Here is a 10,834-nt window from a genome sequence, read left to right as displayed (position 1 = left end):
GTGAAGTTGCCTTGGGCACAATGGCTACCGGAGAATGTGCCCAAGGTGCTGAAGCATCGCTGTGCGTACCTGAATGGGGCACTCGCTGCTTGGTTACCTCCAGCAATATAATATACTTTTCCTGAGTATATATACTTATCTCATAACTGAGATGCACCCGTTCTAATCCAATGGCAGTCATGGTGATGGCGCATCTAAAAACCCAAGCGACCAGCGGCAACTCCCAAGAAAGATTACAATGGAAAATAGCGGTAGCTAAAAGCCTTTATCAAAAAGGATATAGCCGCCAGCAAATTTTGGAGCTATTTCGGTTAATCGCCTGGATGATGACCTTACCAGAAGAACTGGAGAAGTCTTTTAATACAGAAATCACGAATTATGAGGAGGAAGCTAAAATGCCCTATATCACCCCCTTGTAACGCTTTGCTATAGAAAAAGGACGGCAAGAAGGAATTCTTGCAGGAATGTTAAAAAACCGTCAAGAGGATGTAATTGAAATCCTAGAAACCCGGTTTTCTCCGGTGCCCGCCTCCCTAGCTGAGACAATTAATCTGATGGAAGATGCGGCGTTATTAAAAACTCTGCTTAAGCGGGCGATTACTATTGGTTCGATCGCTGAATTTGAGCAGTTAATTCAAGAACTAACTCAGCAATAAGCGATTCTCCCTTTAAACCCAGAAGCCAAAACCCAGAAACCGGGTTTCTTGTTTGGTATCACAGTTAACTGTTATGCCCACAACAGAAACCCGGTTTCTTTTTCGGCAGCAACCCGTTTTTGTTCCTTGAAGCGATCGCACCAAGCGGATACCAAAGCAGCGATCGCCCCCATAGCAAATTGAACCATAGAGAAATTACTTCAGCACGGACACTTCAGGAGTCTTGACAATTTTGAAGGGGGGCTACGGGGGGGCTTGTTAGCAAAGTCGTTGACCACCAAGACGCGGGCAGAGTGGACATTGCCCACTTGCTGCTCTGATTAAATCGCCCTGAAACTATCAGCAGTAATTAGGTTAGATGGAACGCTATTGAGGGTGACGAGAACCTCTCCGCCAAAGGAGATTAACGTTCCCTCTGAACCTTGGGCAATCGAAAGTTGGGCGAAAGTTAAGCCGTCTCGCAATCCCAAGAAATCAACCCCATTCTCAAAGTCAGTCACCACATCGCCACCGCCACCAGAGCGCAAGACAAAAGTATCGCTACCGGAACCACCTGTTAAGATGTCGCTGCCTAAATCCCCGAAAAGGATATCGTTGCCTTCGCCGCCATTGAGAACGTCGTTGCCTTTACCCCCGAACAGAGTATCGTCGCCACCTAGTCCGGAAATAGTGTCGTTGCCGCGATTGCCGTTGATGATGTTAGGATTGACGGAACCCGTTACGACATCGTTACCATCAAGCGATCGCAGTCCACCCAGTCGTCCGGCGAGCAGTCCTGGCACCACTGTAAAGACATTATCAGTCTGATTTAAGTTAAAGAACTCCGAGGCTAGAGCGGTATCGCTGCGTGCCGTCAGGTTTTGAATGCGATCGTCTTCGGCTGGGGGTACATCCGCTTCGTTAAACGAGCCGATCGCCGTCAGATAATCCGCCACCGCCTTTTGCTCCCGACCTGGGGTATTAAAAGTTGAGTCAGATCCTGCTGCTGCGAGGCTGACGGGGTTAGAGGTGGCAGCAAAGTCTGGGAAAGGATAGCCATCGCCTCCATCTGCCAGGAATTTCAGAGTGACAGTGCGGAAGGAGCGGTTTGGGTCGCCGACTAACTGACCATTTTCTACCACAATATCCGTAACACTGCCCGATTCATCTCGCAGGGAGAGAGAACGCAAGCGCTGTCCAGAGGGTAAAGTGGGATCGAAGCTAAACGCCATCCCCCCAACTTGTGGGAACTGACCCGGAGTTGCCCCGGCTGCTGTTTTCGCCAAGCCATGCTCGATTACTTGTTGCAGTTGCGATGCCGTTAGGGTCAGCACCGTTAACTCATTATTGAATCGCATGACGTTTTCAATATCGAGTTGGGAAACTTGTCCCGCTTCCTTCCCAGCAATAGAATTGGCGAGCGGTGGGGTTTTTTCGCCCTCGCTACTGATGGCCCCGATGGAGTAGCGGATACTCCCCCCATTTTTAATCGAGATCACCACGCTAGGATCGACTTGGCGAGCCGCAAACAAATTAGCATCCGCACCGAGATTACCCAGGTTGGTTTCTTGGGTGCGGACATCGCTGGTGCCGCCGTTGAGAAATACCTCGCTGCGACCAAAGGTATTCCCGTCTTTGGGGGCGGTGGAAAGTTGTGCCACAGCCAAGCCTACCGACAATTCCTCAAAGGGGGGGACGTTCCCGGTCTCGATCACCCCAGTTTTGTCCGTTGCGTAGGCTCCACTGATATTGGGGTCAATGCTTGAGGGAATCAGAACCCCATTATCGTCGAAATCCGCTACCAAGCGACCCACATACTTATAGTTGCCCTTGGTATTAACAATGGCAACGGGTTGCCCGGTGGCAGAGGTTGTGAGAATTGGGTAGAGACCTCCAGAGGTATCTCCGACTCGCAGGCGATCGGTAGCATCTGCCAAGATATCGTTAGATCCCCCCGCCACAATCACATCCACATCCCGCAGGCGAGAGGCGAGTTCCTGGTCGATATTCAGGTCTCTCATGTGAGACAACAGAACAATTTTGTTAATACCTTGGGCGGTGAGGGCATGAATGGAGGGTTGAATGGTGGCCGCCAGAGCATCGAGATCGTTGGGGTCTGAGGGGGATATACCGACATTGCCAGGAGACGAGAGGCTGCCCAGCAGAGGAGTCGTAGCCCCAACAATGCCGATGGGTTGCCCTTGCAAAGAAATCACCGTGCTTTTAGCAATGCTGTTGGGTTGGGGGGCTGTCCGTCAGGCACGACGAATTTTGCTAAATTATTGTCGGTGCTGAAGTCGAGGTTCGCACTCAAAAATGGGAATTTAGCACCTGGATAGTTATAGACTCCTTCGATAACGGGGTCTGCGGGAATCAAGGAGGCGAGGATACCCGTACCGAGGTCAAATTCATGACTGCCGAAGGTGGCGGCGTCAAAGAACAAGCCATTGTTAGTTTCAATATCGGCTCGTCCTGCACCGGGTTTACCAATTACAGCGCTCAGTGCCGGATCGCTACTGGCGAAAAAAAACGGGCCAGGAATGTATAAATCTCCTGAAGTTAGGGTCAGGGTTTGTTCAGGAAATTGAGAACGCAGAGCGTTGATGACGCTGGAAAAAGGGAGGATATCTTCTAGTGCTTCAACACCTGCCTCTTGGTCGGATGTATGCAGTATTTGGAGAGTGAAAGTCATAATTTAATTTTCCTGATCAGTGACAATGATTCTTTATACTTCGGGATTGTAACAGATTCAGCCCAATTTAATAAAAATCTCGGCTCGATGACGCTCAACGCGGTGCCCCTAAATTCTTTTATATTTATATTAGTTTAATAAAAACTTTTATTGTCATATGAAAATAAAAGAATTTAGGATTTATCGGCTTTTTCAGAAACCGGGTTTCTTGGAAAAATCTCGGATCGATGACGAGAAATCGAGGGTAGAAACCCGGTTTCTATCCCCCGGTTCAGAGGACCAGAAGTCCCCTAGGTGGTGACAGTTCTCGTGAGGGGGAAGAGGCAGAAGCCGCCGTCTTGATGGGAATGCGACCGGCGAGATAAGCTAAACGACCCGCTTCTCTGGCAGAAAACCGGTTTCTTTTTTGGCCTGGGGCGATCGCCTGTATATAGCCGCTGATTTCCCCACATTACCATCTTTTATCTTCTATTTAAATTTTGATAAATTTTCCTTTTTAGAATTATGATTTCACTACCACCGCCCGCGCATCCACCGCAAACAGATAGGGGGCAGCCACGGAGGGATTGCCCCCACAAACATTGCCACGAATCGCGATCGCAGAATCAATCATAAAAAGCCCCTTGTCATCCCCTGGTTTCAAATAGATTTCATACCTATCCCGAACAATTTCCAATAACTCGGCAAAATTGGTCGGGTCTGCTTCAAAAGATGGCATAGTACGCTCCTGATTTATAGCGCGGTATCTCAGCAATAAAGGCGATCGCCTCTTGGTAAAAATCTCATCCTACTACTATAAATAACTCAGAAACCGGGTTTCTGTTGTGGATATCAAAGTTATCTTTGGCAGCTAAAAAAGAAGCCCGGTTTCTTAGTCCCCGCAGACAAACCACAGCCCAGAAACCGGGTTTCTGTTGTGGATATCAAGGTTATCTGTGGCAGCCAAAAAAGAAACCCGGTTTCTAAGTCCTCGCAGATAATTGGCAGCGGATATTGGCAGCGGATAGATCGCGGATTGGCAGCGGATAGATCGCGGATAAAAGAATTATCTCATACAGAAAATAGTCACCCCATCCGCTGCCAACCACTATTCTCAAATAAAATAGTCACCCCATCCGCTGCCAACCACTATTCTCAAATAAAATAGAAGAGTCCATCCGCTGCCAATTATCTGTGGTGCGTTACGGCTGGAATTAAGGTTAATTGTTACCCCCCAAAGTCAATCGCCAGCCTAACACACCCTACCAAACTACCAAACTAATTTTCCCCCCTCCGCCTTACTATTACGATGTAGTAAATCAAAATAACAACCAACAAGAGAAAATCTTGACACCCCCTAAAAATCCTGCTATCGTACTATTACGATGTAGAAAGAGAGGCCAAAAAAATGAGTACCCCAACCAACAACCAAACCAGCACCCCAATCAGCACCCCAACCCATATCGGCACCACCGAAGCCGCCCACTACCTAGGCATTTCCACCGTCAGACTCCGCATTCTCCTCCAGCAAGGGCGGGTTAAGGGAGCCGAAAAGCAAGGCCGCAACTGGGTTATCCCCTTATTCAACGGAATGCCGGTCATCGAAGAACGGGGCAAAGGGCCCAAAGCCACCTGGTATAAGCGCCGCCGGGAAGCGGAAACCTGCATCCTGGTGAACCGGCAAATTATTGGCAAAAACGCCAAAGAAGGTCAGAACGAGCCGCCGATTGTGGTTAAAGAAGGCAAAAACCAACATGAATGCCACGAATTAGAAATCAACGGCCCCTGCCGCATCGTGTACACCCCCCATGAAACAGGCCCATGCGGTGCTCGGCTGTGGATTGAAGCAGCGGCTAATGTACCATTAGTGAGAAAGATTTTTGCCACTTTTCAGCCGGTAAGTCAAGAACCAAAAGCGGTTTTTGAACTTTAGTTTTTAGGCTTAGTTTTTAGGCTTAGTTTTTGGTCAATAACACCAGAAAAATACCCGATCGCTAATTGGCTGAAATTCTCGCCCACAGTGCCAGTCCCCCTCCGCGTCCTCTAGCCGCGATCGCCTGTTTTGTCAGCAAAAAATAAGCAAAAAAAGCTTGTTGATTAATTTTTCTTTGATAAAACTTTGCCTCGCTATTTTTGCCATCTCTAATATATCCGTTATAAAGAGTAATGCCAAACATTTGCACTTTCATGCGGGTAAAATCAAAAGCTAAAAGGCTTTTTTTCGGGTAGAATTTAGCCGGGCCATTGATGGTGAATTTAACCGAAGCAACTTGAATAATATTTTGAATGCTCCCTGGGGTAAAGTCTGGATCGTTGCCCATTTCTAATTTTTCCAGGGTTGTGGGAGAGTAACTCAGTTGAATATTGAGAAAAATTGGCAGATATTGTCCAGATTTTTTAACAGTTTGAGCGGTTTGTTTGCTGCTAACAAAGCAGAGTCGCCAATTACCGATTAATTGGCTAAAGTTAGCTTCAGGTTTATCTTTTTTTGCCGTAGACTCACTTTCTAATAGTGCAGTAATCAGGTCGGCACTTGGCGGTTTTTTTATGGTTCTATCGGTGACAGATTTAGCCGCTTGTTCTAGGATTTGGGTTGGTTCAATTAAGTTAGTCATTTTGACAGATTATGAATATTTTTTGAAAAATGAACGAGCTATCCTTAATTGCTGATTAAGGCATCTAATAATAAATCAGCGCCAAAGCGCACTACATCACTGCAAGGTAAGCCGGTTTCCGCTTGAATTTGAGCGATCGCATCTTGGGCAGCAGTTTCATCTAAATGCCCGGTATTTAAAGCGATCGCCGCCACCCGCGAACGCTCCATTGTCCCGGCAGCATTTGCCACCATTTCATACAATTTAATCACTTCTGGTAACGGTGGAATCTTCACATCAGGACAATGCTTGATCGCCGTTTGCCCCACCTTGTGAACTAACAGCAAATGAGTGGGTTGACTGCCCCGCAACAAGGGCAAAGTTGCCGTAGAACCGGGATGAAATAGCGATCCTTGACCCTCAATAAACAGAATTTCCTGGTCAGGGCCAAACTGCATCACCATTTTTTCGATCGCCCCAGCAGCAAAATCCACCCGCACCGCATCCAAAGGCACCCCATCTCCGGCAATCATTAATCCGGCTTGACCTGTCGCTAAGAATTTCGCCCGGATACCTCGACGTAAAGCACAGCGTTCTAACTCAATACTGGCGGACATTTTGCCAATCGCCATATCTGTCCCCACCGCCAACACCCGACGACAAGACAGCGATCGGGCTTTACCTCCACCCACTCCGAGTCCGGGGGGTTCCTGACGCACGTCCCAAATCCACTGACCTTCCCGCAGCATTTGCCGCAATGCCGGTTTTTGGCCAAAAAAAGTATGTAAGCCATTCACCAAAGAAAGTCCAGAGGCGATCGCTGCCTCAATTTCTTGCACCCAATCATCGGGCAAAGCGCCCCCAGATGGGGCAATCCCAATCGCCAAAACATTCGGCTGATAAACTAACGCCTCACCCACCGATGCCACAATCGGCACATCCTGGGCAACTCCTGTCAGTTCAAACAAATTTTTTCCCGCACAATCGCGATCGATCGCCGCCACAATTTGCGCTTGACTATAACGCAGTAGGGTTAAACCTGTTTTCCCTGTCTGCCCCAAAATGCCGCCATGCAGCAGAATCGCCACCCGATGACTACTGGTTAAAAACATCTCTATTTCACTCCTAAACCTGGTAAATAATTCGGCATCAAACACCCATTATCCATAATCGCGCCGGTAAAAGGATCGTCCGTTAAATTCATATGACTATCCAAATCTAGATAATCCGCCAAAGGGGACAGATGCGCCATAGCCGTATTCGCCAATATACTATCAGAATAACAACCAAACATCACCTTTAACTTACAAGCTTTTGCCGTATAAATTGCTCGCATAGCTTCCGTTAAGCCTCCACATTTCATTAACTTAATATTCACCCCATGCACCCGGTCAGCCAACTTGGGAATATCCACACTGGTAAAACAGCTTTCATCCACAAAAATCGGTAAAGGGGCTTGTTCATAAAGTTCTAATAATTGCTTTCTCTCTTTCACCGGCAGCGGTTGTTCCACATATTCCACCCCATGAGTGGCTAACCACGCACACATTTTTTTCGCATCTTTCAGATTCCAACCGGCATTGGCATCAACACTAATTTTCGTCCCTTCTGGGGCGGATTCCAACACTGCCATAAACATCGCTTGATCCGCAGCAATTCCTGCCGGAGAACCCAGTTTAATTTTTATCGCTTTTACCGGAGTAACATTCAGCCAATCTCGCAATCTTTCTTTTGCCCCTGCGGGGGAATTAATCCCAATAGTGACAGAAGTAGGAACAATATTTGCCAGTTGTAATCCCCACAATTTCCACAAAGGCATTCCGACTTTTTTGCCTAACCAATCATGTAAAGCCACATCAATGGCTGCTTTCGCCGCTGAAGGCATTTTCATGGTCTTGATAATTCTTTCTATTCTTTGGCGATCGCAGGGATCAAGACTATCAGCAATCATTGACATTCGTTGCAAACCATCGACGATATCCGCCGTTGTTTGCTGCATTTCTCCAATAGAAAAAGGAGTCGCCTCTCCCCAGCCTGAAATTCCATCTTGTTCGATTTTCACCAAAACATTTTGACTCTCAGCCGTCGTGCCCCGACTAATCGTCAAAGCAAAGCGTTTATGCACCGTAAAAGTTTCGATGGAAAGTTTCATAATTTGAATCAACTTCTCTGAAATCCAATAATCATATCGGGAATCATATCGGGTTTTAATCGCTGATGTAGGGTGGACATTCCCCACTCATCCCCTATATACAGGTTTTAAATATAGAGAATAGAGAAAGGGTCAGTCTTTTGTAAATTAGTCCCTAGCAAATTTGCATAAAACCGATTATCTTTAAACTAACCTAAGTTTAAATCTCCATTAACCGCCAGTATGATTGCCCTTTTATCTTCTGTCATTCCCGTAGCCTTGATTGTCCTGATGGGGTTTTATGCCGGTAAAACCCTAGAATTAGATCAGCCGACTCTCTCTCGTGTAGTCCTCTATGTTCTTTCTCCCGCTTTAATTGTGGATAGCTTATATCGTACCACAATGAATACCGAAAATATGCTGGGCATTTTTGCGGGATTTATCCTCACTTATCTGTTATTATGTTTGTTGGTATGGGTAGTGGGAAAACAATTTAGCTTATCACCAGCCACCCAAAAAAGTTTACTAGCTACCACCTCTTTTCCCAATACCGGAAATCTGGGTTTGCCGGTCAATTTATTTGCCTTTGGGGAAGCAGGTTTAGAACGGGCGATCGTCTATCTTATCGCCTCTAGTCTTGTCACTTTTAGCACCGGCCCAGCTTTTTTGAAAGGGGGAAGTTTTTGGTCTGGATTGCGGTTTACCCTGAAACTGCCGCTAATTTGGGCGATGGTTTTTGGCGTATTGTTGCGGTTATTTGGTAGTGAATTACCGTTTAAATTAGATCAGGGTTTACATCTGGTAGCCCAAGCCGCAGTGCCGATCGCCTTATTACTATTAGGAATGCAAATTGCCAATAGTACCTGGCAATTTTCCCCCTATGAAGGGGCGGCAAGTTTTATGCGTTTAGTGGTGGGTTCAGTGGTGGCATACTTATCAGGCAAACTCTTAGGATTAACCGGCTTAGATTTGCAAGTTTTGGTCTTACAAAGTTCAATGCCAGCGGCAGTTAATTCCTTTTTAATGGTAAACGAATTTGGCGGCGATGCCCCCAGAACTGCTAGAGTAGTGGTGGCTTCTACTTTATTGGGATTTGTCACCTTGCCCGTGGTAATTTGGGCGATCGCTGACTTATAGCGCTTCGCGCTGGGAGGGAACAGGTAATAGGGAACAGGGAACAAGAAAAACGTCAACGGCGTTTTGAGAATTAAACTGTAATAGCAGAGGAAAATGTACAATTACATAACATTAGACTCCTGGCAAAATACCGATATCGCTCCCCCCAACCCCCCTTAAAAAGGGTGGTTTTTAGAATAAAAGCAATAATTTTATTATATTATCATATAACCTTATACAACCAATAAATTATCTACTAAAATCTAAGCAATATGAATTTTGCTCCCGCATTTCCAAAAGAAAAAATTAATCAGATTCTCTGTATTGTCTTATTATTCAGTTCCACCCTATTTCCTTTACGGATTTTACCAGGAAATACCCGGATTGATAGTCTGCTGATTCCCATCGCCGCTTGCTTATTAATTTTTCAGAATTTAACCCACTGGCAAACGGTCTGGAAAACCAATAGAAAAATATTATTAACTTTGACCTTATTTTATGGCTGGATTTGGGTTTGTGCGGCGTTTAGTCCTTATGTAAAAACGGCGATTAAATATAATATCATGTATTCGATTGATATTTTAATATTTTTAGCATTTTTGCTAATGACTGTCGCTCATAACCTGACCAACATATATCACAAATATCATAGAATTATTTTTAATTTTTTAGCTTTGCTGGGATTTATCGGATTGGTCGAATATTTTTTTCCAGAGAACTGGTTTTTTGAAGTATTCGGAGCCTATAACTATCTGGGTCACTATCCCCAAGTCAGTTCATTAATGCAAAATCCCAATCAGTTTGGCACAGTTATGGCGATTGGGTTGGGTCTGGGGATGATTTTAAAAAAAGCACGAGTAATCCAGGATTATGAGTTTTATCCAGGAATGTTTTGCTTATTTATGTCCCTGGCTTTAGCCGCGAGTCGGAATGCCTGGATTGTGTTTGTTTTATTGATGGTATTGGGATTAATTTATCGGCTACTAACCCTGAAGGAAGCAATTATTTATAGTGCAATTTTTATCTTTACCTTACTATTTTTTCCGATTCCCACGTACCGCTTGGGACTCAGAGACAGTGAGATTTTCCCCTTGATTGATTGGTTGACCCAGACTCAGGCAGAACCCAGGGGTTCAATTCCCGATCCTCAAAGTACCGCCATGTCCAGATTTCTCCTGTGGAAAACCGCGATCGCGCAAATTATTCAGCATCCGATTACGGGCATTGGCATTGGGGTTTTTGCCGAACATATTAGCCCACAAGTGATGGGACGGGTGGGATTACACGCCCATAATATTTTTCTAAATATCGGCGCCGAAACCGGCATTCCTGGATTGTTGATTTTTTTAGGTTTGTTAGGCCAAATTATGCTTCAAGCCACTCTGAAAAATGGGCCGGTGATTATTTTTGTAATTCTCTTATTAGTGTCACAATTACCCGACTTTTTTATCGCCGATTTCACCTTTATGATAGTGGCGCTATATTTCTTGGCGATCGCCTGTCAGCAGGGGAGCGAGGGTGTAGGGTGTAGGGTGTAGGGTGTAGGGGTTTGAGGGGGTGTAGGGTGTAGGGTGTAGGGTGTAGGGGTTTGAGGAAAGAGGATGCATAGGAAAGAGGAAGCATAGGAAAGAGGAAGCATAGGAAAATTCTCTCTTTTCTTTTCTCTATTCTCTTTTCTCTATTCTCT

13 protein-coding genes are annotated in these 10,834 nt (G+C 45.8%); 6 read left to right on the top strand and 7 right to left on the bottom strand.

The window, feature by feature from the left end; genetic code table 11:
- Window positions 1-181 (bottom strand): hypothetical protein (locus tag AM228_RS35645; RefSeq protein ID WP_231636917.1); only part of this gene is annotated, 181 nt, incomplete at its 3' end.
- Here AM228_RS35645 and AM228_RS22985 point away from each other — a divergent pair.
- Complete coding sequence (locus tag AM228_RS22985) at window positions 171-419, top strand: hypothetical protein (protein WP_156331990.1); 249 nt, start codon at window positions 171-173, stop codon at window positions 417-419. The two genes, AM228_RS35645 and AM228_RS22985, sit on opposite strands and share 11 nt — an antisense overlap.
- Before the next feature lie 45 nt (window positions 420-464).
- Window positions 465-656 carry a hypothetical protein gene (locus AM228_RS22980; RefSeq protein WP_054469268.1) on the top strand — a complete coding sequence of 64 codons (192 nt, stop codon included), beginning with the start codon at window positions 465-467 and terminating at the stop codon, window positions 654-656.
- 320 nt (window positions 657-976) lie between these two features.
- On the opposite strand, the gene AM228_RS22975 is transcribed toward AM228_RS22980, so the two are convergent.
- The 3 genes from AM228_RS22975 to AM228_RS22965 all read right to left on the bottom strand — a co-directional run bounded on the left by AM228_RS22975 (window position 977) and on the right by AM228_RS22965 (window position 4,045).
- Window positions 977-2,851 (bottom strand): 5'-nucleotidase C-terminal domain-containing protein, encoded by a 1,875-nt coding sequence (locus AM228_RS22975; RefSeq protein WP_054469267.1) that lies wholly within the window; start codon window positions 2,849-2,851, stop codon window positions 977-979.
- Window positions 2,848-3,327: a hypothetical protein gene (locus tag AM228_RS34475; protein ID WP_054469266.1), complete on the bottom strand. Its 480-nt coding sequence runs from the start codon at window positions 3,325-3,327 to the stop codon at window positions 2,848-2,850. Before AM228_RS34475 ends, AM228_RS22975 begins: the two co-directional genes overlap by 4 nt.
- Before the next feature lie 502 nt (window positions 3,328-3,829).
- Window positions 3,830-4,045 (bottom strand): hypothetical protein, encoded by a 216-nt coding sequence (locus AM228_RS22965; RefSeq protein WP_054469265.1) that lies wholly within the window; start codon window positions 4,043-4,045, stop codon window positions 3,830-3,832.
- 125 nt (window positions 4,046-4,170) lie between these two features.
- On the opposite strand from AM228_RS22965, the gene AM228_RS36390 reads away from it, so the two are divergent.
- Both AM228_RS36390 and AM228_RS22960 read left to right on the top strand, forming a co-directional pair.
- Window positions 4,171-4,293, top strand: coding sequence for a hypothetical protein (locus AM228_RS36390; RefSeq protein WP_255353254.1), 123 nt, complete (start codon window positions 4,171-4,173; stop codon window positions 4,291-4,293).
- Between the two features lie 421 nt (window positions 4,294-4,714).
- A complete protein-coding gene (locus AM228_RS22960) occupies window positions 4,715-5,239 on the top strand; it encodes a helix-turn-helix domain-containing protein (protein WP_072160896.1) in 525 nt (174 codons plus the stop codon).
- 61 nt (window positions 5,240-5,300) lie between these two features.
- On the opposite strand, the gene AM228_RS22955 is transcribed toward AM228_RS22960, so the two are convergent.
- From AM228_RS22955 to AM228_RS22945, 3 genes are read right to left on the bottom strand one after another with little or no spacing between them, the layout of a single operon-like run.
- The gene (locus AM228_RS22955; RefSeq protein WP_054469264.1) at window positions 5,301-5,921 is read right to left on the bottom strand and encodes a hypothetical protein; all 621 of its coding nucleotides are present in this window, start codon (window positions 5,919-5,921) and stop codon (window positions 5,301-5,303) included.
- A gap of 44 nt (window positions 5,922-5,965) precedes the next feature.
- Window positions 5,966-7,012, bottom strand: a complete 1,047-nt coding sequence (locus AM228_RS22950; RefSeq protein ID WP_054469263.1) for a DUF1611 domain-containing protein — start codon at window positions 7,010-7,012, stop codon at window positions 5,966-5,968.
- Window positions 7,013-7,014: 2 nt separating this feature from the next.
- Window positions 7,015-8,052: a mandelate racemase/muconate lactonizing enzyme family protein gene (locus AM228_RS22945; protein ID WP_054469275.1), complete on the bottom strand. Its 1,038-nt coding sequence runs from the start codon at window positions 8,050-8,052 to the stop codon at window positions 7,015-7,017.
- A gap of 222 nt (window positions 8,053-8,274) precedes the next feature.
- On the opposite strand from AM228_RS22945, the gene AM228_RS22940 reads away from it, so the two are divergent.
- Window positions 8,275-9,168 (top strand): AEC family transporter, encoded by an 894-nt coding sequence (locus tag AM228_RS22940; RefSeq protein WP_054469262.1) that lies wholly within the window; start codon window positions 8,275-8,277, stop codon window positions 9,166-9,168.
- Window positions 9,169-9,419: 251 nt separating this feature from the next.
- Window positions 9,420-10,685, top strand: coding sequence for an O-antigen ligase (locus AM228_RS22935; protein ID WP_054469261.1), 1,266 nt, complete (start codon window positions 9,420-9,422; stop codon window positions 10,683-10,685).
- Window positions 10,686-10,834: the final 149 nt, after the last annotated feature.

Source organism: Planktothricoides sp. SR001 (assembly GCF_001276715.1).
GTDB lineage: Bacteria > Cyanobacteriota > Cyanobacteriia > Cyanobacteriales > Laspinemataceae > Planktothricoides > Planktothricoides raciborskii.
This window is presented reverse-complemented; position numbering and strand designations above follow the sequence as displayed.

Excerpts from the sequence above, each read along its gene's own strand:
- AM228_RS22985 (WP_156331990.1), top strand. The coding sequence starts at position 171 with ATGGCAGTCATGGTGATGGCGCATCTAAAAACCCAAGCGACCAGCGGC.
- AM228_RS22980 (WP_054469268.1), top strand. The coding sequence starts at position 465 with ATGTTAAAAAACCGTCAAGAGGATGTAATTGAAATCCTAGAAACCCGG.
- AM228_RS34475 (WP_054469266.1), bottom strand. The coding sequence starts at position 3,327 with ATGACTTTCACTCTCCAAATACTGCATACATCCGACCAAGAGGCAGGT.
- AM228_RS22965 (WP_054469265.1), bottom strand. The coding sequence starts at position 4,045 with ATGCCATCTTTTGAAGCAGACCCGACCAATTTTGCCGAGTTATTGGAA.
- AM228_RS22960 (WP_072160896.1), top strand. The coding sequence starts at position 4,715 with ATGAGTACCCCAACCAACAACCAAACCAGCACCCCAATCAGCACCCCA.
- AM228_RS22955 (WP_054469264.1), bottom strand. The coding sequence starts at position 5,921 with ATGACTAACTTAATTGAACCAACCCAAATCCTAGAACAAGCGGCTAAA.
- AM228_RS22950 (WP_054469263.1), bottom strand. The coding sequence starts at position 7,012 with ATGTTTTTAACCAGTAGTCATCGGGTGGCGATTCTGCTGCATGGCGGC.
- AM228_RS22945 (WP_054469275.1), bottom strand. The coding sequence starts at position 8,052 with ATGAAACTTTCCATCGAAACTTTTACGGTGCATAAACGCTTTGCTTTG.
- AM228_RS22940 (WP_054469262.1), top strand. The coding sequence starts at position 8,275 with ATGATTGCCCTTTTATCTTCTGTCATTCCCGTAGCCTTGATTGTCCTG.
- AM228_RS22935 (WP_054469261.1), top strand. The coding sequence starts at position 9,420 with ATGAATTTTGCTCCCGCATTTCCAAAAGAAAAAATTAATCAGATTCTC.